The sequence below is a fragment of the Peptostreptococcus russellii genome, assembly GCF_003012055.1.
GTDB lineage: Bacteria > Bacillota > Clostridia > Peptostreptococcales > Peptostreptococcaceae > Peptostreptococcus > Peptostreptococcus russellii.
This window is the reverse complement of sequence record NZ_JYGE01000002.1, coordinates 177,897-202,510: the sequence shown is the minus strand read 5'-3', so window position 1 is coordinate 202,510 and position 24,614 is coordinate 177,897. Positions and strand designations below refer to the sequence as shown.

The 24,614-nt window shown below is 32.6% G+C and carries 30 protein-coding genes; 4 read left to right on the top strand and 26 right to left on the bottom strand.

Features of this window, described 5'->3' with window-relative positions:
* Positions 1-165: 165 nt before the first annotated feature.
* The 7 genes from UF10_RS01810 to UF10_RS01785 all read right to left on the bottom strand — a co-directional run bounded on the left by UF10_RS01810 (position 166) and on the right by UF10_RS01785 (position 7,359).
* Positions 166-846 (bottom strand): type I restriction-modification system subunit M, encoded by a 681-nt coding sequence (locus UF10_RS01810; protein ID WP_242969016.1) that lies wholly within the window; start codon positions 844-846, stop codon positions 166-168.
* A 247-nt stretch (positions 847-1,093) separates the two neighbouring features.
* A complete protein-coding gene (locus UF10_RS01805) occupies positions 1,094-2,929 on the bottom strand; it encodes a DUF262 domain-containing protein (protein ID WP_106776121.1) in 1,836 nt (611 codons plus the stop codon).
* A complete protein-coding gene (locus UF10_RS01800; protein WP_106776120.1) occupies positions 2,919-4,298 on the bottom strand; it encodes a DUF262 domain-containing protein in 1,380 nt (459 codons plus the stop codon). Before UF10_RS01800 ends, UF10_RS01805 begins: the two co-directional genes overlap by 11 nt.
* 428 nt (positions 4,299-4,726) lie before the next feature.
* Positions 4,727-4,912, bottom strand: a complete 186-nt coding sequence (locus tag UF10_RS09175) for a hypothetical protein (protein WP_146130756.1) — start codon at positions 4,910-4,912, stop codon at positions 4,727-4,729.
* A 331-nt stretch (positions 4,913-5,243) separates the two neighbouring features.
* Positions 5,244-5,672: a nitroreductase family protein gene (locus UF10_RS01795; RefSeq protein WP_242969015.1), complete on the bottom strand. Its 429-nt coding sequence runs from the start codon at positions 5,670-5,672 to the stop codon at positions 5,244-5,246.
* Between the two features lie 19 nt (positions 5,673-5,691).
* Positions 5,692-6,015 (bottom strand): ThuA domain-containing protein, encoded by a 324-nt coding sequence (locus tag UF10_RS01790; RefSeq protein WP_242969014.1) that lies wholly within the window; start codon positions 6,013-6,015, stop codon positions 5,692-5,694.
* 543 nt (positions 6,016-6,558) lie between these two features.
* Positions 6,559-7,359 carry an SDR family NAD(P)-dependent oxidoreductase gene (locus UF10_RS01785; RefSeq protein ID WP_106776118.1) on the bottom strand — a complete coding sequence of 267 codons (801 nt, stop codon included), beginning with the start codon at positions 7,357-7,359 and terminating at the stop codon, positions 6,559-6,561.
* A gap of 268 nt (positions 7,360-7,627) precedes the next feature.
* On the opposite strand from UF10_RS01785, the gene UF10_RS09280 reads away from it, so the two are divergent.
* Positions 7,628-7,810 carry a hypothetical protein gene (locus UF10_RS09280; RefSeq protein ID WP_207654542.1) on the top strand — a complete coding sequence of 61 codons (183 nt, stop codon included), beginning with the start codon at positions 7,628-7,630 and terminating at the stop codon, positions 7,808-7,810.
* A gap of 184 nt (positions 7,811-7,994) precedes the next feature.
* On the opposite strand, the gene UF10_RS01775 is transcribed toward UF10_RS09280, so the two are convergent.
* A complete protein-coding gene (locus tag UF10_RS01775) occupies positions 7,995-8,138 on the bottom strand; it encodes a sigma factor-like helix-turn-helix DNA-binding protein (RefSeq protein WP_330403896.1) in 144 nt (47 codons plus the stop codon).
* 229 nt (positions 8,139-8,367) lie between these two features.
* On the opposite strand from UF10_RS01775, the gene UF10_RS01770 reads away from it, so the two are divergent.
* Positions 8,368-9,018 (top strand): IS3 family transposase, encoded by a 651-nt coding sequence (locus UF10_RS01770; RefSeq protein WP_408633950.1) that lies wholly within the window; start codon positions 8,368-8,370, stop codon positions 9,016-9,018.
* 267 nt (positions 9,019-9,285) lie between these two features.
* A complete protein-coding gene (locus UF10_RS01765; RefSeq protein WP_106776116.1) occupies positions 9,286-9,627 on the top strand; it encodes a helix-turn-helix domain-containing protein in 342 nt (113 codons plus the stop codon).
* Here UF10_RS01765 and UF10_RS01760 read toward each other — a convergent pair.
* The 18 genes from UF10_RS01760 to UF10_RS01685 all read right to left on the bottom strand — a co-directional run bounded on the left by UF10_RS01760 (position 9,591) and on the right by UF10_RS01685 (position 24,173).
* On the bottom strand, positions 9,591-10,025 hold the full coding sequence (locus UF10_RS01760; protein WP_106776115.1) for a PEP/pyruvate-binding domain-containing protein: 435 nt from the start codon (positions 10,023-10,025) through the stop codon (positions 9,591-9,593). The genes UF10_RS01765 and UF10_RS01760 overlap by 37 nt on opposite strands.
* A 34-nt stretch (positions 10,026-10,059) precedes the next feature.
* The gene (locus tag UF10_RS01755; protein WP_106776114.1) at positions 10,060-10,662 is read right to left on the bottom strand and encodes a TetR/AcrR family transcriptional regulator; all 603 of its coding nucleotides are present in this window, start codon (positions 10,660-10,662) and stop codon (positions 10,060-10,062) included.
* Between the two features lie 410 nt (positions 10,663-11,072).
* Positions 11,073-11,306, bottom strand: a complete 234-nt coding sequence (locus tag UF10_RS01750; RefSeq protein WP_106776113.1) for a DUF6429 family protein — start codon at positions 11,304-11,306, stop codon at positions 11,073-11,075.
* Between the two features lie 86 nt (positions 11,307-11,392).
* Positions 11,393-11,545, bottom strand: a complete 153-nt coding sequence (locus UF10_RS09225) for a hypothetical protein (RefSeq protein WP_170062423.1) — start codon at positions 11,543-11,545, stop codon at positions 11,393-11,395.
* A 44-nt stretch (positions 11,546-11,589) separates the two neighbouring features.
* The gene (locus UF10_RS01745; RefSeq protein ID WP_242969013.1) at positions 11,590-12,201 is read right to left on the bottom strand and encodes a virulence RhuM family protein; all 612 of its coding nucleotides are present in this window, start codon (positions 12,199-12,201) and stop codon (positions 11,590-11,592) included.
* A gap of 91 nt (positions 12,202-12,292) precedes the next feature.
* Complete coding sequence (locus UF10_RS01740; RefSeq protein WP_242969012.1) at positions 12,293-12,670, bottom strand: hypothetical protein; 378 nt, start codon at positions 12,668-12,670, stop codon at positions 12,293-12,295.
* Between the two features lie 126 nt (positions 12,671-12,796).
* Complete coding sequence (locus tag UF10_RS01735; RefSeq protein ID WP_106776112.1) at positions 12,797-13,327, bottom strand: 2'-5' RNA ligase family protein; 531 nt, start codon at positions 13,325-13,327, stop codon at positions 12,797-12,799.
* A gap of 423 nt (positions 13,328-13,750) precedes the next feature.
* On the bottom strand, positions 13,751-15,055 hold the full coding sequence (locus UF10_RS01730) for an McrC family protein (protein WP_106776111.1): 1,305 nt from the start codon (positions 15,053-15,055) through the stop codon (positions 13,751-13,753).
* Between the two features lie 16 nt (positions 15,056-15,071).
* Entirely contained in the window at positions 15,072-18,509 is a 3,438-nt protein-coding gene (locus tag UF10_RS09325) for an AAA family ATPase (RefSeq protein WP_242969011.1), read from the bottom strand.
* A gap of 267 nt (positions 18,510-18,776) precedes the next feature.
* On the bottom strand, positions 18,777-19,058 hold the full coding sequence (locus UF10_RS01720; RefSeq protein WP_106776110.1) for a hypothetical protein: 282 nt from the start codon (positions 19,056-19,058) through the stop codon (positions 18,777-18,779).
* A gap of 224 nt (positions 19,059-19,282) precedes the next feature.
* On the bottom strand, positions 19,283-19,783 hold the full coding sequence (locus tag UF10_RS01715) for a hypothetical protein (protein WP_242969010.1): 501 nt from the start codon (positions 19,781-19,783) through the stop codon (positions 19,283-19,285).
* Between the two features lie 15 nt (positions 19,784-19,798).
* Positions 19,799-20,023 carry a helix-turn-helix domain-containing protein gene (locus UF10_RS01710; RefSeq protein WP_106776109.1) on the bottom strand — a complete coding sequence of 75 codons (225 nt, stop codon included), beginning with the start codon at positions 20,021-20,023 and terminating at the stop codon, positions 19,799-19,801.
* A gap of 142 nt (positions 20,024-20,165) precedes the next feature.
* Entirely contained in the window at positions 20,166-21,086 is a 921-nt protein-coding gene (locus UF10_RS01705) for a zinc ribbon domain-containing protein (RefSeq protein ID WP_170062422.1), read from the bottom strand.
* Positions 21,076-21,504, bottom strand: a complete 429-nt coding sequence (locus tag UF10_RS01700) for a serine integrase family protein (RefSeq protein ID WP_106776108.1) — start codon at positions 21,502-21,504, stop codon at positions 21,076-21,078. Before UF10_RS01700 ends, UF10_RS01705 begins: the two co-directional genes overlap by 11 nt.
* 49 nt (positions 21,505-21,553) lie before the next feature.
* The gene (locus UF10_RS09450; protein ID WP_330403895.1) at positions 21,554-21,799 is read right to left on the bottom strand and encodes a hypothetical protein; all 246 of its coding nucleotides are present in this window, start codon (positions 21,797-21,799) and stop codon (positions 21,554-21,556) included.
* A gap of 57 nt (positions 21,800-21,856) precedes the next feature.
* Complete coding sequence (locus tag UF10_RS01695) at positions 21,857-23,068, bottom strand: recombinase family protein (RefSeq protein ID WP_330403894.1); 1,212 nt, start codon at positions 23,066-23,068, stop codon at positions 21,857-21,859.
* Positions 23,069-23,120: 52 nt separating this feature from the next.
* On the bottom strand, positions 23,121-23,366 hold the full coding sequence (locus UF10_RS01690; protein WP_106776107.1) for an SHOCT domain-containing protein: 246 nt from the start codon (positions 23,364-23,366) through the stop codon (positions 23,121-23,123).
* Positions 23,367-23,534: 168 nt separating this feature from the next.
* Complete coding sequence (locus UF10_RS01685; RefSeq protein ID WP_106776106.1) at positions 23,535-24,173, bottom strand: Crp/Fnr family transcriptional regulator; 639 nt, start codon at positions 24,171-24,173, stop codon at positions 23,535-23,537.
* A gap of 121 nt (positions 24,174-24,294) precedes the next feature.
* Between UF10_RS01685 and UF10_RS01680 the strand changes: the two genes are divergently transcribed.
* Positions 24,295-24,609 carry a cupin domain-containing protein gene (locus tag UF10_RS01680; protein WP_058258301.1) on the top strand — a complete coding sequence of 105 codons (315 nt, stop codon included), beginning with the start codon at positions 24,295-24,297 and terminating at the stop codon, positions 24,607-24,609.
* The last annotated feature ends 5 nt before the right edge of the window (positions 24,610-24,614 follow it).

Genomic DNA, 24,614 nt, shown 5'->3' with positions numbered 1-24,614 from the left:
GATACCTCTTTGCTATCGTTAATACCGTATGCAAAATCCGACTGTTATCGCTATTTTGGGCGCAGCCATCTTCCTGTTTCCGGGCAAAAAAATAAGACCTCTACACTCGGTCATTCACAAAAATCCCTATTCTATGGCACTTTCAGCCTTTAATCCTTGTATCAATCACGCTACTGCCTCCTCGTAAATTTTATTTATTTTTTCTTGCTTGTGTATAGCAAGCTTAGCGATAAGTTCAGAAACACATTGAGGGGTAAAGAATTCTCCTCCTGATTTTCCTGCATTTGCTGCATAATTTGATATTAAAAATTCGTAGGCATCACCAAAAAGATCAATCTGATTTTCTTCAAAATCTCCTAATTTTAGACCTTCAACACCTTTTATTACTGCAGCCAAGCGATTACTTTTATCTTTTACAGTATTTCCAAGTCTATTGCTTGTTGTATCAAAATCAGCAAAAAGTCCTTTGATTTCTTGTTCTGATGGATATCCAGTCGCTGAGCTTTCTATTGAAGAAAATATTGCTGCCAAATCTGTATTTAAATCTTTGTTTTTATTGGCATTTTTAGCTATATTCGAAAAAATTTGACTAGGATATATAAAGTAACCCTTTGATTTAATTGCATCGTCTTTTATCTCTTTGGATATTACATCATCTGAAAGATCAGCATATCTAAATCCTTCGTCGCCCTCCATATAACTAGAAAAGTTTTCACTTATAAATCTATAAAAAAGAGTTCCTAGGACATATTGCTTAAAATCCCATCCATCTACTGAACCCCTTACGTCATTGGCTATTTTCCAAATCTGTGCCTGAAGTTCAGCCCTCTGTTGACTACTTGACATATACCGTTCCTCCAATTATTTTAAATATTTATTTTACTAACTACTTATATAGTATAACATATTTATAAATTACTTAAACCTTTAATTAATAAAATTAATAAAGCAAAATCATCCTATAATAGCTACCTTATTTGGTATTTTATCTATATTACTTATGAATAAGTCTATACCTATGTGACTAGCTTTGCCTTAGTTCTCTCATATCAATCACTACAAGACTGTCTGCCATATTCTATAATCCAAATCTTTATCCTTTATTTTTAAGTTCTGAAACATCTCTTCCCAAAATTTCAAACATTTCCTCCTTATGAATTTTCGACTTTTCTACTGTCCATTTACCATCACTCATACTTGTCATCTTTGCCATGATTTTCAACTTTAAGCTTTGTTTGATAATATTTTCATCTTCTCTTATTTTTCTATCAGGAGATAAATTGGAGAGACTGGAGTTTCCAGATACTGTTATTAAAGCTAGATTTCCAAATCCATTTAAATTTTCATATTCCCAGACTTCTCCTCCAACTGGATGTTGTGGATAAAAATGTTCTATCGAGTTTCTAAATTGGAATTGCCAATCTTCTTGCATTGCTGATATAATTTTCTCCCCTTTGTATGAATAGCCATCCCTATATATTAAATAATCAAGGTAAGTAAATACAATTCCTTTAAATCCAAATCCACTGCTATTTTCAAAATCTGACTCAATAACTTTACCCCTGCAATAATCTTCTAGTATATTTATAATATCGGTTTTTTCGTTCTTCAATAAGTCGGATAAAACAAGGGTAATCCAGTGCATAGTTTTTGCTGATGTATAAGTAATACGCAGGCAGGATTGAAGAGTTCTTAGCCTCTTATTATCGCCTTCATTACCTAAAGTGGCTTTGTACTTAGCTATGTGATCATCTTTCTTTAGAGCTTGCAAAGACCATCTTCCAGTACTTTTATAGTCTTTAGTAAATTCACGTTTCAAAATATACTTGTCAAATAAGACTCTACACTTCAACAAATGAAATAAAAAATCTTTTGCATTTTCTTTTGCTTTTTCTTCTTCATTTGCTAACCATATCCACGATAGACTTTTAAGGAATTCCTTATCGTCAAGGCTTGCATCCTCTTCCTCATATTCTCTCATAACTGCATTTACCTGCAATAAGAAATCAGGAAATGAGAGAATTGATTCAAAACGTTCATTTTCATTTTCACTTTCATATTCATATTCAGATTGAGAATCACTAGGTAATTCATTACTTTTCAATATATCAATCAAAGATTTTTTACCACTCTGCTTCTCGTCTATAGAAATTTCTTTTTTTATTGAATCAAAATTTTCAATTGATTCACATAGGTCACTCCAATCCTTGTTAAATATGCTATTTCTTATGTTCACATCGAATTGCATCTGAACATACAAACTCATATCAGAACACTTTCCCCAAATCAAAGAAGCAACCTTTCTATCATCATCTTCAAGTACTTCTAATAATTTAGCCTTAGCTATTTCATGAACTTCCAATTGTTCTCCACGTGTATTCATAATCTCAAAATAATGGTTTAAGTCGATATCTTTTGGGACTTGAATTTTTATAAGAAAAACTTGCTCTAACTTTTTAATAAATTTCTTTTTATCAATATTTTTCATCTTAAAATAGTTTTCTATAATTTTAAAACCATTCAAAATTTCTGCTGATAAGTCTTCCAAATTCTCTGCTCGTATTAATTTTTCAATTGATTCATGCTTACTATCTGTAAGGTAAGAAAGAGTATGGTTTGATATTTCACGTGCCTCGAAACGAAAAGCTTCTTTTCTAAGTATTATCCCTAGATATTTTTCTAGATATTTTTCTAGAAGGTATAAAGTTGTTAGTCTTTGCTGACCATCAATAACTTCGTAAACATTATTATCTCTTTGATTCACAATTAAGTTTCCTAAAAAATAGTTACTTTTAGAGCTTTCTATATCCTCAATTAATTGTACTATTTGAGTTTCCTTCCAAGCATAATTACGTTGATAAATCGGCACTAGATAATTTTCCTCATCAAATATGTGCAATACAGATATTTCTTTTAAATCATCCTTCATTTTTACACCACCCATTCCACTCACATAATAAATCATACACTGCTTTATATTTTTCTCTATTATTATTCTTCTCATCAATCTTTGGTCGTTCAAGCACAAGCAACTTTAATTCTTCTGGATTTCTCATTTCACTAATTTTAGAAAACATATCAATTCCATAATTTGCTCGTTTATGCTGCCCTATTGCATATTTATTGATTGTCTTCGGATATACTGCATACATTGTCAATCTTAATGAGTAACTCCATGAATAAAGTAATTTCATAACAGATTCAGTTAAGCTCTCAAGCCCAAACCTATCTGCAAAGAATAATAACGAGCATTCATACAACTGCTTAATATAAATATCACCAGAACGTTTGCTTGGAACTTGATCTTCTTTAAGATAATTTTCAAGCTTTTTTTGTATTTTCCCTAATAATTTTTCATAATGAAGCGTGTAGTTAAAAAACCTTTTCCCTGCTATTAAAGGTTGCGTTAATTGAAATTGATTCAAGTATTTTAAGTTATGCCATTCATTATTAGCATATTCTTCTACATATAAATTACTAGCTGTATGGTAGGTTAAATAATTGTAGACACTTGCTGCCTCAATTCCTTTGAAACTTACTTCCTTAATTCCTTTGAAGGAGTCAATTTTACTTGAAGAATAGCCTAAACCTTCTTTTCTTTTATACCATTGGGTTAATGGGTATAAATAAATTTTAAATAGATCATCTAAATCCTCTTGCTTAATCTCTTCCCACTGCTTTATAATTTGAACTTTTTGATTTTCAGATTCCCTATCCATCTCTCTTAGATGATATGACTTCAATAAATCATGAGGTGACAATGCCTTTCCACGATAATTTTGTGAGTCAAAAAATTGAAATGCTTCTTGCTCGCTATCAGTGACAATTTGAACGACTGTACATTGATTTAGTAGATACTCTTCATAGTCTTGAAGTTCATCATCTTTTAATTCCTTAATTCTTCTATCTAGTACTCTGAAATTTCTGATAATATTCCCCTCAGATAGTCTACTATATCTTTCTTTCAACATACCTTTTTCATCAGACAGTTCACTATATTTTTCTTTCAATATACCTTTTTCATCATATCTTAAACAATAAATCAAAATTGACAAAGTCGTAAGCCTTTGTTGTCCATCAACAATACTATACTTTTCAGCTTCTTCTTTATGTAAAATTATTGATCCAAGGCGATATTCCTTAATTCCATTTTTAAAAGCTTGAAATGTATCATTAAACAATGTATTACTTGCTTTGACACTCCAACTATATGGTCTCTGATATGAAGGCAAAATTAAATCCATAGTAAATAATTCTTTTATTTTGCTTATTTTTAAATCTTTTTGAACTAATGCCATTATACTCCCCTTACTTTTCTATAATCTTAATAAAGCAACCCACTTCTTCAAAGCTGAAACTATTATGCACAAAGTTACTCGCATTTCTGAGCAATCCACAAAATTTATATGTCAGACACTTATATATTATATTTATTTAATAAATAATTCAATTATTTATTTTGTCCATCTTGATTATCGTTAGTATTTTTTACCTTTCCTAGATACTTTATACAAAGCAAAAATCCGTGATTATCCTTCTAACTCAAAAGTAGATTCAAAATCACGGAAATCATTTTTTACTTAACTTACTTTTCTATCCTTGACATCAACACTACCGTCTCAACATGCCTTGAGAAGTCAATAAAGATGTCGTAGGTTGATATTACCCCCTTGGCGTCAGATTATATTTTCAACAATCCTAACATTCAACCATTTTTATAAAATATCTACATAAATTCTATCATTGCCTTATAAATCAAAGTATTTCCTTGCCCATTCATGTACTCAAGCCACTGTTCCAATTCATTGACTAGCCCATAGCTGTCACCATCTGGTTCATACAGGAAATCACTGGTTTTTTTGGTAATACCTGGAATCATATAATCTATCGAAGTAAATACACACTCCTCCATTAAAAGTCTATCTCGGCAATAGAGTATAAGACTGCCTTTCCACCTAGTATTATCCTATCACCCTGATACTCGCAATATAATGTGCCACTTCTTTGAGATGACAGTAATGATGTCGTAAGGATATAGTATCCCCTTGGTGAAAAGATGTATTGCTAAAAAATTGTCTGGTATAACCCATTTAATTGTACTTATTGAAAAATACAATTTTCTCTAAATCTTTTTTCTTCCTACAAGTTGTCTCCTTCTCGGGATAGCCGAAGGCTATGATTTCTGATGGAATATGATTGTTAGGTAACCCTAACAGTTCCCCCAGCATCTTAACATCAAAATGCTATATCCATGTTGAACCAGTGCCATACTCAAGGGCTTGAAGTACCATATGAGTACCAGGTATTTTGGTTTGATGCTCCTCAAGATTGAGACAGGAGAACAAATCTTTATCCATATTTTCAATTTCTTTTTCCCAATGTGGGAATCGAGACTTATGGATATCTCTTTCTCCACGTTCATCCTCAACTAATCTAGTTACCAATACTATTAATAAAGGAGCTGATCTAATCCACTTTTGACTGTAAGTAATATCAGCAACGATGTCAATCACATTCCTATCAGTTATCACTCCAAAGATCCAAGGCTGTTCGTTTCCTCCAGAAGGCGACAATCTCCCTGCTTCAAGTATTGATTCTATTATATCATTTGATATTTCTCGACACCTAAAATTTCTTATACTTCTTCGCTTTATTAGTAAATCTTTTAACATATTCATACCATCCTTATAATTAAATAATTTTTTCTGCACACCAATCTATTCCATTTAATATCATTTCTAAGCTTTCTTCGCTAAATAATTCTTCCACTGTATGTGCTAAGGCTGTATAAAAAACTCTTCCCTGCCCATAGTTTCTAGTCCAAGCTATAGGCATATCTATGCCTGAAAAGTTTCCAAATGCCAGCACATCATTTGTAGGGTCACTCTGTAGGAAGTATTTTTCACTATGAATTATAAAGTCATTTTGCTCTTTGGTAACAACATTATTCTTATTTACTATCTTAATTTGATAGTCTTCCGATTTGGTATCATAAAGATAGAATCCCCCTATCATCTCATAGTATCTTTCTTGTTCAAACCAATTAATTCCTCCGTGAAAGGTAGCCAGACCTGTATATTTAAGTCGTGATCATAGAATAATTGCACATTTTACTACCTGTTTTATTTCGCTTATCATATATCGTCTCCTTGAAAAAAAATTGGGGAAAAATATACATGCCATGAAATTCTATCTATAAAGCAAACGAAAAATATTTTATAGAAACCAAAAAAAATATTAGACACTTTTAAAATATATAACAACCCTGAAATTTATTGTAATTACAATAGGTTTCAGGGTTTTATTGTTTCACAACTGTCAAAGATGAGATATACTTAACTTATTTTCAAATCAATAATAAAATAAAACTTAATTATTGTTTAATTAATAAGAAGCATTTAATTAAAAAGTAAGGTGAATGTATGCCTTTACCTTATTTTGTGTATTTAGACTAAGTAGGTTAAATTATTTATTTACCTTTTTTAATATTCGGTATAAAAAAAGAGCTACCTCACGGTAACTCTTATCAATAAATTATACTATTAACCTAGCTATTTCTTACCAAGTTTTTGAGCCGGCTTCTCTAAACTGAGCTACAGTTGGCGCATGAGCATTGCTTCCACCATCTACGTTTAAAATTTGACCTGTAATATACTCACTTTCGTCAGAACCTAAAAACAGAGCAAGGTTTCCAATATCCTCAGGATTACCATATCTGTTAACAAGAATATTGCTCATGAATATATCTATTAACAACTGAGGTAGTTGCTCCTTGTTCTCAGGTGTTACAATAAGACCTGGGCGAATGCAGTTGCAACGAATATTTTCCTTTCCATACTGTACGGCAGTAGATTCAGTTAAAAGATTTACACCTGCTTTTGCAGAAGCATATGCTGAAGTTCCTAAGTCTCCTGCACAAGAAGCCATAGAACCAATGTTTATAATGGAACCTTTTCCATTTGCTCTCATGTGAGGAATCGCTTCCTTAGTTGCTATAAATACACTTCTTAAATCACTTTCCATTATAGCATCCCACATTTCAGTGGTAAGCTCTTCAATTGTCCCATCAGCAAGGGTTACATTGGCAGCATTATTTACCAAAATATCTAATTTACCATATTTATCGACAACACCTTGAAGTAAATCTTTTATAGATTCAGGTTTAGTGATGTCACTATATAAATATGCCGCTTCTCCGCCTTCTTTAGTAATGGCATCAACAACAACTTGTCCTTTTTCTTCTCTTCTTCCAGTAACAACAACCTTAGCACCTTCTCTTGCAAACACCTTTGCGATTCCAATACCAATACCACTTGTTGAACCTGTTACCAATGCAACCTTACCTTTTAATCTGTCCATAATTACATACCTCCATGTTCATTACTGTTTTTGTGTATTTTAAGGATTAACAGAAAGTTAATCTAGTATATATAGTATACATTAACTAAGATTGTTAATCAATAAGCAATTTAAAAATTGTTTGACTTCTCGGGTCTTTGACAGTTGACCATAAAAATAATCGCTAAAGTCATTGAGATGGCTTTATTTTTTTGTCAAACTTAAAAAACAATTCTTGCGTAGTTTATCGTAATCTGTTGTAATGTAATAGATTGGAGGTTCTACCATTATGAGACTATATTTTTCTAAATCAAAAAATGCTACTTCTCTTTATGTAATTAAAGATATTGTAGAAGGAAATAAATGGACTACTAAAATTGTTGAAAAACTTGGCACCCTTAAGGATCTAGAGGAAAAATTAAATGGTCAAGATTCTATTGAATGGGCAAAGAAATATAAAGAAATATATTGATGGATTAAATAAGAAGAAAAATGAACAAAATAGGGATGTTCTTGTGAAATATAATCAATCAAAGCAAATTGATAATAATATTCAACGGTCTTTTAATGGTGGATATCTATTCTTACAACAAATTTATCATGCTCTAAGATTACATAAAGTTTGCCATGATATTTCCGATCATCGGCCCCTGTAATTATTTTTTTGCTCTGTAAAAAACTAGTCTAGCCCAACCATCAGTTTTCCCAAACAATTCACCGATTTGTGAGAATGGCAGTTCTCCGAACACTCGTAAAGTAAAAACCTCTTTATATGGCTCATTCAGATTATGAAGTTGCACATGCAATCGCCGAGCGACGTCCTTTTCGAGATATGGTGTTAGTATATAGGTATGGACACTAAATAAGGTTTTATATATACTCAAACTAAGGAAGGAAGTTTCCGTAAAATATCTAAAAGAAAAATCTATACAGATGAATTTAAAACAATGATTGCCGAATTAGTAATATCAGGACAAGCACCAAAGGATGTAGCCAGTGAATATAGCATAAGTGTAACAGCAGTAAGAAATTGGTTATGAAAAGATTAGTATTAAACGAGTCCAAAGGCATATGAAATATCTTGGCATAAAATCTATTGTAATAAAGAAATATAAACCCTATAAATCCAAGAATAAGGTATATGATAAAGGTGAAAACCTGTTAAATAGAGACTTTTCAACAACTAAAATAAATGAAAAATGGGCAGCTGATATTACCTATATACATTCTATAAAAGATGGATGGACTTACTTAGCATCGATCTTAGATTTGCATACTCAAAAAATAGTAGGATATAGTTATTCAAAGACCATGGATACATCTATAGTATTAAAGGCATTAGACAATGCCATAGCAATACAAAAGCCTGATAAGGTTCTAATTATACACTCAGATAGGGGTTCGCAATATACATCTAATGAATATCGTGAAGCTGTAGAATCCAGTGCATTTAAATTATCATACAGTGCCAAAGGCTGTCCCTATGATAATACCTGCATAGAGAGCTTCCATGCATTACTGAAAAAGGAATGTGTATACCTGAATACATTTATAGATTATGACCATGCCAATCTAGTGTTATTTCAGTACATTAAAGGATTTTATAATAGAAAAAGAATTCATTCATCAATTAACTATATGACACCAGATAAGTTTGAACAAATATGTAGAGCAGCATAGTTTGATTTAGACTTTAAGCCAGAAGTAGGTGTTAGCGACCCAACGGGGCTTGATAAGTAAATGCTACAATATCCCATTACCAGGCAAAACATAGCTTACTTTTAGTTTATGGCCTACGGGTGATAAATCACAAGCATTTATGTTTGGATTGCTAATGATGGCGGGAATTCAATAAAAACCTAAATTTCTGTCCAAAGTATTGACATAGATCCACTCATATTCAAGACTAAAGGTTGAACTGTAAAATGTAGCAGGGTGAACTAAAATATGAAGAAAAAAGTTGAAAAATACGATTTCAAAGCTTTGGGTCAAGCTATAAAGGAAGCAAGAAATACAAAGGGAATGTCGAGAAATCAATTAGCAGATAAAATGAACATTGCACCTCAATATATTGCATCTATTGAAAATAGTGGACAGCACCCAAGCCTGCAAGTTTTTTATGAACTTGTTACCATTTTAGATGTGTCTGTAGACCAATTCTTTTTTCCGAATAAAAAGGCGGAAAATCCAACACGGTGCAGACAACTTGAAAGCCTACTTGATGAAATAGATGACAAAGATTTAACCATTAGTCAACCTTTAATACAATGTAGAAAAGAAATAGGGTAGGTTTCATGTTGACCTGCAAAAGAAGCTCCTGGCAAATCCTCGGCAGTACCGGAGGAACGAACGGCAACAGGGGTAGTCCCCAAATGGTTGTAGGAAAATATGATTTCTTTTTCTATTTCGCTTGGAATGACACCTTTAACAAATAATTCACTAATCTTTTGTGATACCGCTTCAAGCCCGTTAGTATCACTTGGGTCGGTACTATCAAGTAGTGCAGTGATAGAATCACTGATTTCATTATCATTCATATACTGTTTATAAGCATCGGTGGTAACGTGGAAACCATCCGGCACAGGTATACCAGCCTCAATTAGCTTAGAAAGTGACATTCCTTTTCCACCAACGTTTTCAAGTGTCGCTAGTTCATCAAAAAGTGGCAAAGTATATATTTTATTCATTTATAAAACCTCCTTTGCAAGTATTTGAAGTTTTTTATTTATTTGTATTTTCTATGCCATATAAAAAAATGTTCATGGCTTCTTCCAACATTTCTTCCATAGTTCCGGTTAGTCGGGAAGTATAGGCGATAGAAATCATAGAATTTATAAGTAACTTTGTTGCTAGTAGTGAGTTAGTTTCTCGGAATAACCCTAAATTTATCCCCTTATCTATGACAGCCTGTATGATACTTTGATATTGATGCCTGACATCATGCAATCGCTTTTGGTATGGTTTTTCCAAATAACTTACTTCCGCATTCAACCATCCGATTAAGTGCTTGTTTTCCTTTGTGTAGGCTAGATCATTTCGCATAATCTCACGCAATGACTCATCCGGTGGCAAGTCTGATGCGGATATTTTTTTAGTTTTCTCAACAACGGCAACCATTGTTTCTTCAAATGCAAACACTACTATTTCATCTTTAGATTCAAAAAAATCATATATACTTGATTTTCCCATGCCAAGAGCTTTCGAGATTTCACGCATGGATGTTTTACGAAAACCCTTTTTTGCAAAAAGCTGTAGTGTAGTGTTTTTTATTTCACGTCGGCGTTCCAATTGCTGCTCTGGTGTCAGTATGGTTCCCTTAGCCATTTTACTCATCTCTGTTACGATATAATTATCTTAGCTTTTATCACCCATTAGTGAATTATGTATAAATGATATACAGCTATTTTCAAAAATATATTTTTTACCATTTCTTGCTTTTATAAGCTTTTTACCTTTAAAATCCTTTCAACCTGCCTTGAGAGGTCAATAATGATGTTGTAGGGAGATATTACCCCCTTTGTTGGTAAGGTGTATCCCTTAGAAAAAGCTTTAATATCCACTTAGAAAATATAAAACTTTGGTATCTTATTTACTAATTTTGACTCTCTATAATTTCTTTTCAAATAATTCAGCCATACTATATATTTTTCAATTATTTCAAATTGTAAGCAACAAAACCCTCAAAATATATCTTTTGAAGGCTTTATTCATTACAATTTATATTTCTATGATTATTACCAATCCTTTATATTATATTTATTCAAAAGACTTTGTGCTAATCTTATACCTTCTTCAGTTATTGCAACAGACTTGGAACGATAACTCCCCTGCATAATATAATCCTCTTCATCCAACTCATTAATAATATCAAAATTGTACCCTTTCCAAGTCATATCCATGCTTAAATCAAAACAGTTGCCTTCATTAAATCTTGATAAATACATTAATATAATTGTCAATTCTTTCATTGCTTTTTCCGGAGTTGTTTTATCTACTTTAAAATCCTCCCTTTACTATGCAATTCATATGCATGTTTTTGCAACCCAATTTATAGTTATAACATCATTTTATTAGAAACTTTTGTAGCACTCCATCCCAGGCTCTTTGCCCATGCACGAGCACTAAATACTTCTTCCTTATCTTCTCCTTCATAGATAGTTCCTAGTAAATCTGCAAATCCACTTAATCCCCCAACATCATCAAGCACGGATATACCTACTTTATTAATACAAACTGGTTTATGCTTACTTATTACAATATCTTCTGCTTCTCCAAGTTCATACTCATCAATAATATTGTTCTTAAGAAGGTCTTCACAATCTTTGTATCTTCTGTAGCAGGATTATAATCGACAGATAAACTATATATATCTTTAATCTTCTGATAAAATCTTTTTTCTGATGCCCTAATATCACGTATTCTTTCTATTAGTTCATCAAAATAATCATCACCAAATTTTTTAGGGTTTTTTAACCTTTCATCATTCATTACAAATCCTTTTTTCATATATTCCTTTAAAATTTTACTTGTCCAATTTCTGAATTGAATCCCCACATTGGAGCGAACCCTATAACCTATAGCTAGAATCATATCAAGATTATAGAATTTTATATCTCTTGTAACCTCACGACCACCTTCATTTTGAACTATTCGGAATTCCCGAATAGTTGAATCTTCTTGTAATTCTTCATCTGAAATAATATTTTTAATATGTTCATTGATAGTATTTACATTTCTCCCATATAATTGTGCAATATTTTTTTGTGTAAGCCATATAGTACCATCTTCCATATAAACATCTATCTTAGTTTCGCCTTTTTCAGTTTGATAAATTAGAATTTCACCTTTTTGATTTATATTCAAAACCAAACCTCCCTAATGTTTATTATCTTCAGACAATTTTTTTTGCTTTTACTTTATTATATAACATTTTCTTATCCAATTCATCAAACTATTAGAATTTTTTTTTATGATTTTGATTTAAAAATACTTCACCTTTAAAATTATTTGTTAAATTCTTTAATCTTTCTTTTAAAAAATAATTATTTATCTTTCCAAAGCATACTCTGACTAGATTCGTATATCTACATCTATCCACATTAATTTTCAAATCCGAACCAATGTATCCACATTTATGCCAGCTATTGTTAACATTACAATTGCATTCTCTAGCACCTCCTTCGCAGTTAAAATAATTATTGATCACTATACCACTTCTCCTTGGCTGGAAATTAGGAACCATAACCATCAATTGCTCTATTCCTTCCAAGGATGTTCCATACATAAATAATTTTGACATTGTTCTCATTTCTCTCTTTCTGTTTTTAGACATAAAAAAAAGAGGCACCACCTTTATGTTTACTACTCATTATAATTTTAGTATTCAAGATTATATAATATAATTAACAACAACCTACTGATGTACATTATATAAATATTGTTATTTAATAATTTATTATTATTTCCCTGAAAGTTTAACAGTATATAATCTATTCAAAGGAATTTTATCAACCATGTAGATTGAAATTGTATCAAGTATGAATTCATCCGATAACTTAGTTCCCATGATTTCTTCTACTTCTTTGTCGGATATAGGAGTTCTGCTTCTTAAGGTACAATATGGCCTATATGGAAATTTATTAGGCTTAAATTTAATACCAGATTTTATTATTTCTTCGTGTAACAATCTAAATCTCTCTTCGTTCTTTAGGGTAAATACAAATAAGTCTGTACCAGGAAACCTTAATACTTCTTCAAATGAAGCAAGTATTGGACTTGTGTTCATTGCTATGTTTTTTATCGTATTAAAAACTACCTCCTTATCTTGTCCAGGTTCAATTACCCCAACACCACTTGAACCAGCCACAGTTATTTCAACCGGTAATGAGGCCCTCAGTGTATCTTTATGATAGTCTCTAATATCATATATTTTTTCTTTTACTGGACTTGGTAAATCAAGAACTATATATGATTCATGTTGAAAATCCATTTAATACCCCCTGATCTTTTAACTTTACTTCGATATAACTTATTCTATAGTATATAATTCCCTTATCAATATATCAATCAAATATAACCATTTCCTCCCCAAATATGCCCTATTTAAAAGGGTCAAAAACCGGTGAAAAGACACCGTTTTTTGACCCAAATTCTACCCTCAAACCACCATATGTTGTGGTCATTCTCTATTATTTCCCCTCATCACCACAATACGTCATCAGAATTACTGCTTCAACGTGCCTTGAGAGGACTTTATAGCTATTTAGTCAATTTTTTGAGACCAATTTTTGTCCCATTTTTATCGAGATGCATATTAGGGAACATATCCAAGATTGACTGTCGTTTGGGGGAACTTATCAACTACCTATTTTCTAGGTGCTGGTCATGTTCACTTGTAACCCACTATAATTTATTATTCTACTTCTAATATGCTTTTTAATTTCGCGAGGCTTAACTCAATATCTGCTACATCAACAAAAAACAAATTTACAGTCGTCCCATCACCGCTATCGAATTTTATATGACTCGTATTTCTCATTTCGTCGTTAATCGGGTACAACAACCATATTTCAGCTGTTTCATATTTTTTGGAATAAGCATACATCTGATACATATCACTTTGAGAAATCCCATAATTGACTCTTTCATTATTAATAAGATTTTTCCACTTAGTATCCAGAATTATTGTACGATCATTCCTTCTAAGAACAATATCAGGTCGTAATGCAAATTGTCTTCTCGGTTCTACAAACAGATAATGCCCTTTATCTTGACTTGATATTTCCCAGCCACTTGGCCGAAATGCTTTTTTCATTTGTTGGGCTACATAACTTTCATATACACTTTCCATTGGAAACAGTAAAGCTCTTGATGTTGTAGCACCAGAAAAGGTAGTAAAACTCTTATTCATTAGAAATACTTTTGACCATTGCATTAACATTTCATAGTCTTTTGTATTCCTATCTATAACTACTTTAGAAAAATCCTTTTGATAATTTACAGATGATTCAACCAACTCAAAAGCAGTAAGTAACTGTCTTATCTCTTTTGAATTTTCTGCACTGGTAGTTATTTTCTGCAGTTTTTCTAAAGTTGATTTCACCAGCTTATTTTCTGGCCTATTCATTAAGAACTCTTCATACCCAACATAAAAACGTTCTTTATGCACTAAATTGTTACGTAAATGCTGTCCTACCAGAAGCTTTCCCTTGTAATACCGCAGATTATCCTCTTGAGAAATATAAGCTGACTTAATGCCTCGTTTCACCAAATGACGAACTTCCTGTAGATACATATTAATAAAAATTTCATATAGATTCATATGATCTATTTTAAGACTGGCGTCATTAAAAACCTTACTTGGAAAGTCTTTCATGCTACGTAACATGCGCAGAAAAACTCTCTTAGTCTTAACATTTCCTGGATCTTCTCCATCTCCAAATGAAATCTTTGGTAGAACTTGAACCTGAAACCCATCCTTCATCTGAATTAGACCAACATAATTCTTGATGGTAATTGTCTCACCAACATTTCTTCGATACCCTATACGCATAAAATCTAATACATCTGCATTTTCTTTACTTCCCGAAAATTCATAGATAAACGTTTCTATGTTATCAAATTCCTTTTTAATGAGGTACTTGTATTTATTTTCATTCTTATAATCACTATTGCAGATAATTGAATCATATTCTCTTACCTCAAACGGTTTACCCATGTTTTCTCACCACACTTTACAGTATCTCTATATAGCTTTGAATATTGGACAATGCTTCTTTATTAATAGAATATTTCTTTTCTGGCAAATCTATAATATCTTCAACATTACCTTTGAAAATATTCTTTGCAATCACTTTTTCATCTTTTATAAATTTCAAGTCAGGATTTTCTTTACCATCATCACCCAGGATCATCTGGATTTTTTGGTAGTCTTCATAAAAGTACTCCTGTAATAAAGGAATTACTGATTTTTCAAAAATACATTTCAATCGTTCAATTGAAGCGTCATCCTTTAAATCTGTAAAAAATGCATGGCCAATTGTATGCTCTCTATCATACAAAAAACCAATTCTTTCATTGATTACATCAAGCATATCTGCTACATTTAGATCTCCAACCTTGTCTGCTCCTATGGAACGTAATATTTCCGTTTCAGGCATCATTTCTAAAAAGCTAAATCTTCTTCTTAGTGCTGTATCCATCAGAGCAATGGATCTATCAGCAGTATTCATCGTTCCAAGTATATAAACATTTTTAGGTATACTAAAAGGATCCCCTGAATAAGGTAGTACAGCTTCAGTAGCTTCTGGCATTCCTTCTCGCTTTGTACACTCTATAAGGGTGATCAATTCACCAAAGATTTTTGATATATTTCCTCTATTAATTTCATCTATTATAAATACATATGGTTTCTCATTTTGCTCAATTTCAGTGTTATATAGATCAGAGTTATATTTTTTTGCTAAGGAGACGATGTCACTAACCTGCATGGCTGGAACACGGGCAACGGTCATCCTATGCAACATCCTATTCATATTAATGTCTTTTATATCTTCATCTATATGTGTTGCTAGCCACATTACATCTCTTGTAGTTGCATCATCTTCGCTATCAAGAGAATATGCTTCATCTTTTGTGATAACGGCAATACCATTTATCTTACTTCTCGAACCATTTGTAGTTATAATAATGTCACCAAGTTTCATGTCATTAACAAATGCTGAAGCACCTTTACTCTCTATCCCCCAATCAATACGTACACGATTATTCTTAAAGCAGTCTTCACTAACAGAAGTACGCACTGTTGCTTTCCATACCGATGCATCTTCTGGTATATCAAATTTATCCATTTTCACTTTTGTTTTCTTTGCAGTTTCACAGAATCTTTTAAATATGCCTGGCACAACTTTATAAGATACATCTCCGCTACCATCAGAACGTTCATCTGAGATCACAGGTTTAATACCTTCAATAAACTCTTCGTACCCATATGATTGATGAAATGTAGTGAACACAATACGTTGCTCATTCTTTAACTCATTGTAACGTTTCATGACAGCATCATAATCGGTTAACTCATCCAAAGACTTATTGTCACAAATTGCTACTGCATATGTGGCAGAATGATATGTCTTTCCGGTTCCAGGAGGTCCATATAGTATTAGATTTTTATCATACTCAATGTCTTGAGCTTCCAAATTGGTTAGATCCATTTTTGATAAGTTCATCTCTTCTAATGCCTCCTTTAACTCATCCCTAAGCTTCCATGAATATCTTTTATTCCCATCTTCTATGACATTTCTTCCCACAAAAGGAATTGGAAAATATCTATTTTTTTCTCCATCCGGGCATGGTGTGACGTGATCGATTGCATCTACAATTTTCTTGCCATAATTGCTTCCTCTCATATTGTATGATGAAGCAGTGTTACCATGCCTTGTAGCGAGATTCGCACATGTTGATTCTCCTCCCTCTAGAAGCATGCACTTGAACATTTTTAAATCTTCTTTACTAGTGATTCCTTCGTCTAATAAAATATTTAACCATTCATCTTTACTAATATTGGGATTATATTCTTCTAAACTTGGCCAGTATGTTATATTTTCGATTCCTAGAACGTGCTCATAGTAAGGGATCAATGATTCAATCGCCTCAAACATTACATTTTCATAATCATCATTGGTTAATTCATCCACCCACTCTTGGACTCTACAAAGTTGAACTTTTTTATAAACACCATCAGCAATTTTCTGATTTATTTCATCTACAGATTCACTTAAAACCTTTGTGGCACCAAATTCATTACTTCCAGAAACATAAACAAGAGAGTTTTCTTTATCAACTGGCAAATCCAAAAAACTATGATATTTTTTCATCTGATACTTATCCGAACTGTCATTCTTTATTTCCAAACTAAAACGATACCTACTTTTATTAGTTTCATCAGATAACTCTACAAAGATCGAGATACTAATAGGATTATCCCCATACTGTCCATATTTCATCTGGGCCCTTAGATATCTTCTTGTTTTTGTGTTTGAGCCGTCAAGCCATGACATGGGTTCACATTTATCTAACCCAAACCGTTCGTTACAAATAGCAACCATTTTTTTCATTTCAGCTACTGTAGCCTGACCTTTATGTTTAATTTCTAGTAAACGTTGTTTTTCTTTCTCTTCAACACCTTGAGCTTCAGGATTTGAGTAAGGAATATCTCGGTTGTTATCCAAATAATCAAGAACACCAATATAGTCAATATCTGTCTGTGAGTGTTCTTTTCCTATGTTCCAAGCAGCCATATCAAAAATTCTATAATTCTTTATATTAAATTTTTCGTCTCTGTATTTTTTTACTTGGCGACAGTTCCTTATATAAGTATGTACTTCTGTTTTCTTATCTAGATCAATTCCAAGATAAACGTATATATTGTCAGAACCCATATTGCTATTGAAAATAGGAAATGTAAATGGTTTTAAGCAGTGTAATACCATTGATGCAGATGCGGCTTTCATACCATGATATTTTTTATCCAACACTTTTTCAAATCTATCGAAAATCTGATCATCATCTTCAATATCAAGTATGTCTACACAGGCTTTTATAAATTTTTGAGGAGAATCTTTATCTGTCTTTCCCTTAAATGAAAAAAAACCAGTGCCAAACATTCCAAAAGACCCATCACTATTTGTATACTCTTTGTTTTGAGCTCTTTTCCAAATAAGATCAAGTAAGGCCTTAAGTTTCTCTTTACTTTTTCCAGGAAGATTACTAGAATCAATAATTTTCTTCTTTGATAAGACTTTGTGCTTCCATGTACCTACCGTCATAAGATAAACAAGATTTAAGTCATTGTAATCACAAACACTTAGATCATCCATTTCTGAATAAGCCCTTATAGTTTCTCTAACGAGCTCATAAGTACCATCGTGTTTATCAGGATCCATTTCTTCAGAATCCCTTAATTTTTGAATCAAGTCCATGTATGTTTTCAATTGTACAGGAAGTCGTATTGGACTCTGTGGTGAAGAAAATCCATAATTCTCTAATATCTTTCTAGAAAATAATGTTTCTGGAAATTCCTCTAACATTTCCAGTTCCATGTATCTTCCATAAGTTCCGTCAAATTCCCCTGAAACGTCAAATTTACTATCATCAATATCCGGCTGTTTCATATTAACTTTATTTGCTCTGCATTTAAAACGTACCGCTTGGATTGTGTCAGAAACGTAAATATAAACGATATCACCTTCAGAAATATTCGTACTCTGTTTCCAATCTACTTTACCTAGTTCATGAAAAGCACCAACTACATTATACTTTTTAGGATTTCCAGAAATAATCCATTCTGTTATTATGTTATCTCTCATGGTCTCATCTTTTCCCATCTAAACACCCCTTCAATTAAATTTTATTCTAAATTTGTTTATTCGGTCCTTCTATTAAGTATCCAGATCTAGCTGATCATATTGATAATACTTAGATAAATCAATATAGTTTTCATAAACTGCCTCCCGAATAATTGAATCTAAAATTTTCTCATCATCATGATATATGTTAATTGTTTCCCGATCGCTTGCATCAAATAGATGAAAAAACACTACATATGACCCCATAAATGAACTGTAACTTTTTTCAATGTATTTTATTTTTTTCTCCCATTTTTTATAATATGTAAGAACGATTAATTCCTCATTTTGTGGATAATATAACTTACATTCCAAATATTTGCCTCCTTTCAATTTGAGCCAAATAAATTGTAAACCTACTCATCATCTTCTTCCTCCCCAGCTTCCTCAATACCAAATAGCATCTGGAACTTATCGAAGTTATAAGGGTATGAGTTGTCACCATTAAATCTTACTGGCTTATAGCCATTGTTGTATTCAAATTCTAACTCCCATTGGGTACCATCACATACCGTGTATCCGAAGCGTTCAGTAGAATATCATCTACGCCATTCACCAATGTGAAGATCCTTAAGTACATCAATAAAAGTGTCCTTTCTAAAAGGCTCTTCGTTATACTCATCCCATAGCGAGAGTAGTTTTTCACCTTCCCATATTTTTGTATAGGCTTTCAATCCATCTGTTAGTTCTACAACATAGCTCCGGTAGCCTCCAAAGAAGCCTCCGATGCTAAATGTAATCTTGCAGATTGCATCTATATTCGCATTAAAGTCAGCAGCCTTTTGTTCTGATTTTGATAAGGTATAAGTCCCACTAGCTTCAGCATAGGCTTGTCTCGCTCTTTCCAGGTATTCACGAGTACAGTGCAGACGCGTATCTTCACTCGGATGCACGATTTCTTTAATGCCATATTCAGGGCTTTCCATCGTATTTTTAAGGCGACCTATTTCTTGCTTAAGTCCCCGGATCGTCGACACTATCTGTTCTCTAGTTTTTCCTTTAAGGTACTCTTCATAATAACTTTCTGGACTGATCATCATATCAGGCCACCTCCTTTACTCATTACCAGTCTTTATTTCATTGCCATCAGGCAAAGTGAATACCTGCTCAAATTTAATATCCAAGGCGTCAGCTATGGCCTTCAACTCATCCAAGGTTACTGTTTCTCGTTGTAATTTTTTATTGAAATTCTGTGGAGTCTGGCCAATACGTCTAGCAAGTTCGGAAACACTTATATTCATTTGCTCACACAGTTCTTTAATCATTTCTGCCGTAGTCATACAGCACCTCCAAGTTTACGCTAATAATATTATAAACCATTTGGTTGATAGACACAATAGTTATTAAAATATTATTATAATCAGCAAGCAAAAGAAAACCCACAACTCTACTGTAGAGTCATGGGCTATTTACTTCTGTTTTTCATATTTCCATTTCAATACCAGATTTAAAGGATATGACGAAGTGGTCTTCATAGACTGTAACGCTCTGGATTATCTTCCTTACAAGCTTATCGTCATATTCTAAGGTGCGAAATTTGTTCTTGCAGATAAATTCAATCAAATCATCGATTCGCTCGTTCTCGCCACTGAGAGAGGCATCTTCTACTAAAAGGGTCTGGCGCTTATCTCGCAGCTCATCAATCTCTTCTGCCAAGTGTTCATAGTCTTGCCCCTTATTAGCCAGCTTGATGAGTTCTTTTTGTTTTTCCTCTAGTGAGTTGTTAATCTCTGAAATTTGGTATTCTGTGGTTTCGCCAATCACCGCATGAATATTCTCTTCCAGTGTCTTTATCATATTGTTCCCACCTGCAAGCAGCTTATTAATTGCGGTCATTACAGCACCGTAGAGCTCATCTTCTTTTACGGTTCGGTTCTTACAAACTTCAGGACCTTGCTCGATTCTAGTCACACATCGCCAGACAAATTCTTTTCTTCCGTGGATATTCCAATAGACCCGTCTATAAATATCGCCACAATCTCCACAGAAGGTGATGGCACTTAATGCGTACTTACTACTATAAATTCGTTTGTTCTTGCCTTCTCCTGTGTAGATATTGCTTCTTCGATGAATTTCCTCCTGAACTTGCAAGTATAATTCTTTGGGAATAATCGATTCATGGCTATTTTCAACATAATACTGGGGAAGATGTCCTTCATTTTTCTTTTTAATAAATTCAGTATAGTGCTCTATTTGCACATCGTAGCTGCTGGACTGTTCTTCACTATCTGTGGAAACTCTGCAATATGCAGCTACTCTTAGTTTAGGTATTTCATCTTTATTACCATTATTACCAGATCGCTTCATTGCTGGAATAATAACTACATTCCTATTAGGTATCATTTGAACGCTCCTTTCTTCTTATTAAGCCATAAACATATTCAGCTTGAGTAAAAGGGTCTTCATAATCTTCATCTATAGAACCTATAGTAAAATCAAACTCTTGCTCTGGCTTTTCTTGCTCTTTACTTTCATATACTCTGCCTAGCTTCCTGGCTCTTTTTTGCCTTTCAATTTCCGCCTGTTCAAATATTTCTTTGTCAACTATGGCTGGGTAAAATCCATCTCCTAGATACTTTTTGTTTCTTAGCATATTTCCCGCTGTCCCATGGTAAGCATTAATACCTGCCTTCTTAGCTGCAGCACTTAAGGATAGTCCAGATAAATATTCCTTAAAAAAGGCTTGTATCCTATTAGCTTTTTCCTCATCAATAAAAGCTGCACCATTTTCTATCTTGTATCCATAAGGTGTATGTCCCATAAACCTCACATCCTTTCCCTAAGTCTAACTCCACACTTTAAAACAAAGCCTATCTCTTCTCTTGAAAAACTATAATTCTATCCACATGATGAATAAAAGCTTCATCATCAAAAGCTGTTAACATAGCCGTTTTATTTGTATATTTTATTAGACTACTAACTTCCTGTCCTTTTGATAACTCTCCATTTAAGTCTTGGATTAGACCTTCTTTTTCTTCTATAAGGTTATTTTCCTCCATTTGAAGTTTATTCTTTTCCTTGTTAAAAAGAGCTGGCTCTAAATATTTCTTGGCCATAAGGCTTACTAGTAAATCTTGTTGCTTTCTATTGCTTTCAATTTGTTTTTCTAGAGTCTAAATCTTTGAAAGGTTGCCTGATTTGCTCATTATTTTAAGTTTATTAAAGAGAGGTTTTAAAATAAAATCTTTGCCAAAGATTAACTTATTCATCATGGTTATAAAAGCATTCTTTATATCCTCATCCCTGATAAAGAGCATGGAACATTCCTCTTTATGCGTCAGATGCGTATTGCAGGTCCACGCTACATATTTGATTTTGCCTGTAGAATGGATTCTTCTTTTAAAGGTCCCTCCGCATTCGGAGCAAATTATCTTACTTGAGAAGCTGTATCTGTTTTGATATTTTGAATTCCTTTTTTCAATTCCCTTTTCCCTTGCTCTTTGTTCCAAGATTAAAGCAGCCTTTTCAAAATCCTCTCGGCTTATAATTGCCTCGTGATGATCTTGAATAAGGTACTTATTTTTCTCTCCATAGTTGGTACGTCTATTAAAACTACTATCTGTGTATGTTTTCTGCAAAAGAGCGTCACCTACATATTTTTCATTTACTAAAATTCCACGAATAGTAGTCCCTGACCATTTGCCTCCTCTTTTAGAAGGAATGTTTCTATTATTAAGTGCATTAGCTATTTTCCCAGTTCCCTTACCAGCTAAAGCTTGACTAAAAATGTACTTTACTATTTCAGCCTGCTCTTTATTTACTACCATTTGGCCATCTATATTTTCATATCCGTATGGTGGATAAGAAATCTTAAATGTTCCATTTTGAAATCGTTTCTGGACTGCCCATTTATTGTTTTCTGAAATAGATGTTGACTCACTCTCCGCTAGGCTACTTAAGATAGAAAGCATTAGTTCACTTTCCATGGACTGGGTGTTAATATTTTCTTTTTCAAAATATATAAACACTCCAATTTCGATCAACCTTCGAACCATCTCCAAGCAATCCATAGTATTCCTTGCAAATCTACTAATAGATTTTGTTACTATTAAGTCTATCTTCTTATTTTCACAGTCAGATATTAGCTTTTGTAGTCCTTCCCTATTCTCCTTTTTTGTCCCACTAATGCCCTCATCGTAGTAAACACCTAAATACTCCCATTCAGGATTAGCTTTTATATGTTTTTCATAATAAGTTGTTTGTGCTTTTAGGCTTTCAAGTTGTTCATTACTATCTGTAGATACTCTACAATAAGCAGCAACCCTTAATTTGGGATTAGCAAACGGATCTGGTCTGTTTGCTTCAATTTTTGTTATCTTTCTCATTGTCTCACCTCCTCTTTGGTAGGTCACATGTTACGGTTAAAACCCTTATATATCAACGATTTAAGGGCATTATCTTTACTAAAATAGGTGAGAACGTTTCACGATTTAGTTCAGTAATTTTGTTAAATTCCACCTCATTTATTAACCCCTTTTCAAGCATCTTCTTTAAGATTTTATCAGCCTGTGAATAGTTAAATTCTCCTTGCAGCTGATCATCAGATATTCTTGTAGATAAATTTTCCTCTTTTAAAATTGCATTGGATATTTTACTTGTCTTTTTATTTTCTATTTCTTTCATATAGCACTACCTCCTACTTAATAGCCACAGGAAAGGCTAAAAGTTGAGGTTATTTAAAAAAGAACATAAAAAAATGCCTGCAGGAGTTTTCCCACAGGCTTTTATACGTTAATCATATTTTATAAAGGCATTAATCACTAGTAAAGGGTGGAGAATATTAGATGTTTACTAAATCAGTAAAGTAATTATTCTGTTATTAATTTCAATCAGTCCTTCATCCTTCATGTTTTTTAATTCACGAAATAAAGAAGGCCTTTGAACACCAAGATGGTCTGCAAGTTGTTTTTTACTTATGGGAAGATAGATTGTTTTAGAATTTTGAATATTGGCTTGAGCAGACAGGTAGTTTATGAGATTTTCTCTTAAAGATTTTTGGGTGTATATTGCAATTTTTCTATTAAGAGCTTGTGAGTTAGAAGATAAAATTTTTATAAACTCTATTGCAAAAAGCTGATCTTTCAACAATGTGTCTACAGCAGATTTGGGGATATATATCAGACTAGTTTCCTCTATACTATAAATATTTAAAGGATATTTGTTATTATCACCAAACAAAAGATTAGCCCCTACTACACCACCACTAGTAAATTCAAATACAGTTGTTTCTGAACCATGACTAGTTAAAGAGTAAGCAACAAGCTTGCCTGATAGAATTACATCTATTCCAGAACAAACTTCGTTTTGGTCATGAACAGTTTTACCCTTATTATAAATTCTATTTTGAAGATTATAGGTTCCAATTACATTTTTTAAAAGTAAAGTATCTACATTTCTAAAGAGTGATATATTCTCTAATATATTAATCATAAGTTCTCCTTTTTATTTTAATTATAACAAAAAGAAACATAGGTGTCTATTGTATTTAGTTTTATGATGGTAAGATTGAAATATAAAATTTAATTTTAAAATAATAAAGGAGAGATTTAGAATGATAGAAAAAACATTTAATTTATCAAAAGGCAATGAAAAAGCAGTAGAAAAAGTTATATTCGATGAAAATATACATTATCTACACATGGTTTTTAATGAGAATGAAGGTTTACCAGAGCATTATTCAAACTCCAATGTCTATATGACTGTTATAAGAGGAGTTCTATCTATAGCTTTAGATGAACAAGAAGCTCATGAATACAGCTACAATACCTTATTAAAGATTCCAGAGGGGACAAAAATGAATGTAAAAAATCTTCATAAAGAAACACTAGAAATCATTGTTGTAAAAGCACCAGCACCAAAAGCTTAAAAGGA

Coding starts and splice junctions, on each gene's coding strand:
- UF10_RS01730 (WP_106776111.1), bottom strand. CDS start 15,055: ATGGGTAAACCGTTTGAGGTAAGAGAATATGATTCAATTATCTGCAAT.
- UF10_RS01685 (WP_106776106.1), bottom strand. CDS start 24,173: ATGATTAATATATTAGAGAATATATCACTCTTTAGAAATGTAGATACT.
- UF10_RS01800 (WP_106776120.1), bottom strand. CDS start 4,298: ATGGCATTAGTTCAAAAAGATTTAAAAATAAGCAAAATAAAAGAATTA.
- UF10_RS01695 (WP_330403894.1), bottom strand. CDS start 23,068: ATGAGAAAGATAACAAAAATTGAAGCAAACAGACCAGATCCGTTTGCT.
- UF10_RS09175 (WP_146130756.1), bottom strand. CDS start 4,912: ATGGAGGAGTGTGTATTTACTTCGATAGATTATATGATTCCAGGTATT.
- UF10_RS01790 (WP_242969014.1), bottom strand. CDS start 6,015: ATGATAGGGGGATTCTATCTTTATGATACCAAATCGGAAGACTATCAA.
- UF10_RS09280 (WP_207654542.1), top strand. CDS start 7,628: ATGAGACTATATTTTTCTAAATCAAAAAATGCTACTTCTCTTTATGTA.
- UF10_RS01735 (WP_106776112.1), bottom strand. CDS start 13,327: ATGGATTTTCAACATGAATCATATATAGTTCTTGATTTACCAAGTCCA.
- UF10_RS01740 (WP_242969012.1), bottom strand. CDS start 12,670: ATGTCTAAAAACAGAAAGAGAGAAATGAGAACAATGTCAAAATTATTT.
- UF10_RS01680 (WP_058258301.1), top strand. CDS start 24,295: ATGATAGAAAAAACATTTAATTTATCAAAAGGCAATGAAAAAGCAGTA.
- UF10_RS01805 (WP_106776121.1), bottom strand. CDS start 2,929: ATGAAGGATGATTTAAAAGAAATATCTGTATTGCACATATTTGATGAG.
- UF10_RS09325 (WP_242969011.1), bottom strand. CDS start 18,509: ATGAAACAGCCGGATATTGATGATAGTAAATTTGACGTTTCAGGGGAA.
- UF10_RS01705 (WP_170062422.1), bottom strand. CDS start 21,086: ATGATACCTAATAGGAATGTAGTTATTATTCCAGCAATGAAGCGATCT.
- UF10_RS01810 (WP_242969016.1), bottom strand. CDS start 846: ATGTCAAGTAGTCAACAGAGGGCTGAACTTCAGGCACAGATTTGGAAA.
- UF10_RS01715 (WP_242969010.1), bottom strand. CDS start 19,783: ATGATGATCAGTCCAGAAAGTTATTATGAAGAGTACCTTAAAGGAAAA.
- UF10_RS01710 (WP_106776109.1), bottom strand. CDS start 20,023: ATGACTACGGCAGAAATGATTAAAGAACTGTGTGAGCAAATGAATATA.
- UF10_RS09450 (WP_330403895.1), bottom strand. CDS start 21,799: ATGGCCAAGAAATATTTAGAGCCAGCTCTTTTTAACAAGGAAAAGAAT.
- UF10_RS01785 (WP_106776118.1), bottom strand. CDS start 7,359: ATGGACAGATTAAAAGGTAAGGTTGCATTGGTAACAGGTTCAACAAGT.
- UF10_RS01700 (WP_106776108.1), bottom strand. CDS start 21,504: ATGGGACATACACCTTATGGATACAAGATAGAAAATGGTGCAGCTTTT.
- UF10_RS01690 (WP_106776107.1), bottom strand. CDS start 23,366: ATGAAAGAAATAGAAAATAAAAAGACAAGTAAAATATCCAATGCAATT.
- UF10_RS01765 (WP_106776116.1), top strand. CDS start 9,286: ATGAAGAAAAAAGTTGAAAAATACGATTTCAAAGCTTTGGGTCAAGCT.
- UF10_RS01750 (WP_106776113.1), bottom strand. CDS start 11,306: ATGAAAGAATTGACAATTATATTAATGTATTTATCAAGATTTAATGAA.
- UF10_RS01795 (WP_242969015.1), bottom strand. CDS start 5,672: ATGTTAAAAGATTTACTAATAAAGCGAAGAAGTATAAGAAATTTTAGG.
- UF10_RS01760 (WP_106776115.1), bottom strand. CDS start 10,025: ATGAATAAAATATATACTTTGCCACTTTTTGATGAACTAGCGACACTT.
- UF10_RS01755 (WP_106776114.1), bottom strand. CDS start 10,662: ATGGCTAAGGGAACCATACTGACACCAGAGCAGCAATTGGAACGCCGA.